The 1615-nt window shown below is 45.0% G+C and carries 2 protein-coding genes; both read right to left on the bottom strand.

The window, feature by feature from the left end:
- Positions 1-30 precede the first annotated feature (30 nt).
- Positions 31-429 carry an 8-oxo-dGTP diphosphatase MutT gene (gene mutT, locus R7P35_RS24040; protein WP_047725525.1) on the bottom strand — a complete coding sequence of 133 codons (399 nt, stop codon included), beginning with the start codon at positions 427-429 and terminating at the stop codon, positions 31-33.
- Positions 430-504: 75 nt separating this feature from the next.
- On the bottom strand, positions 505-1615 hold a 1111-nt coding region (locus R7P35_RS24035), incomplete at its 5' end, for an SEC-C metal-binding domain-containing protein (RefSeq protein ID WP_318092838.1).

The raw sequence follows: 1615 nt of genomic DNA, 5'->3' as shown, positions 1-1615 counted from the left end.
CTGTGTTAACCACAAGCACGTTCATTGGGCTTAAGCAAACTCTTTTACGACACGTTGTAAGATAGGCACGTTCGCTTCAGGGAAGGTGTAATCCCCTAATTCACCAACTGCGACCCAGCGCCCTTCTTGACCTTCTCGACCATAAGGTTCGTTCTCGAACTGAGAGACGGTAATAAAATCAAATTTTAGTGACTTATCTGGGTAATCGTATTCAAGGTGTTCAAACGGTGCTTGTTCAATCACTCGAATCCCCACTTCCTCTTCAAGCTCACGAAGCATCGCCTGTTCAACTGTTTCTCCTAGCTCGACTTTACCGCCCGGAAACTCCCAAAAACCACCTTTGTGTTTATCATCAGGACGTTTAGTAATAAAGATTTGCGACTTATCTTGATTGAAAATGATCGCTGCAACAATGTGAATTCTTTTCATGGATATTTACCTAGGATCTATCGATATAAAAAGAGCCGCCTAAGCGACTCTTTCTTATTAAGTTATCAAGTTAGATTAATTGATCTGACCGTGACACTGCTTGTATTTCTTGCCACTACCACATGGACAAGGTTCGTTTCGACCTACTTTACGCTCATCACGAACAACAGGTTGATTTGAGCCCTCAGACTCTTCACCATCAGCCAACTGATTTTCCGCAGCTGCATGCTGAGCCTGCGCACAACGAGCAGCTTCTTCTGCTTGTGCACGACGTTGCTCTTCCATACGCTCAACTTCTTCTTGCTGTTGAACGCGGACACGAGACAGAACAGTAATAACGTCAGTCTTCAGCGCTTCAAGTAAACCTTCAAACAATTCAAACGATTCACGTTTGTACTCTTGTTTCGGGTTCTTTTGTGCGTAGCCACGTAGGTGGATACCTTGACGCAGATGATCCATCGCCGCCAGATGCTCTTTCCAAAGCGTATCGAGTGTTTGAAGCATCACTGATTTTTCGAAGTTACGAAGCACTTGTGCACCCACAACTTCTTCTTTCGCTTTGTATACTTCAACGGCTAGGCTGATAATCTTCTCGCGCAGCGCTTCTTCGTACAGTTTGTCGTCTTCCTCAAGCCATTGCTTGATTGGCGCGTCTAGATCGAAATCTGCTTTCAAACGTTCTTGAAGACCTTCCACATCCCACATGTCTTCTAGAGATTGTGGTGGAATGTATTCGTCGATGATCGCTGTGAGCACATCTTCACGGTTTTGTTCAATCATGTCGCTGATATCGTCAACGTTCATGAGCTCATCACGCAGTTCGTAAACCACTTTACGTTGATCGTTCGCCACGTCATCGTATTCAAGAAGCTGTTTACGGATGTCGAAGTTGCGACCTTCCACTTTGCGTTGTGCTTTTTCAATAGAACGAGACAACATCTTAGATTCGATTGCTTCGCCTTCTTCCATACCGCTTTGAATCAAGCTTGCCATACGATCTGAAGTGAAGATACGCAGTAGTGAGTCTTCCATCGATAGGTAGAAACGAGATGAACCCGCATCACCTTGACGACCAGAACGGCCACGTAACTGGTTATCGATACGACGAGATTCATGACGCTCAGTACCGATGATGTGCAGACCACCAGCATCTAAAACTTGATCGTGAACTTTTTTCCACTCAGCT

The sequence above is a fragment of the Vibrio sp. Vb0304 genome, assembly GCF_033338995.1.
Taxonomy (GTDB): domain Bacteria; phylum Pseudomonadota; class Gammaproteobacteria; order Enterobacterales; family Vibrionaceae; genus Vibrio; species Vibrio alginolyticus.
The sequence above is the reverse complement of the archived record's forward strand: the minus strand, read 5'-3'. Positions and strand labels throughout refer to the sequence as shown.

What these genes read in the sequence shown, in the direction of transcription:
- mutT (WP_047725525.1), bottom strand. Translation starts at nt 429, where the DNA reads ATGAAAAGAATTCACATTGTTGCAGCGATCATTTTCAATCAAGATAAG.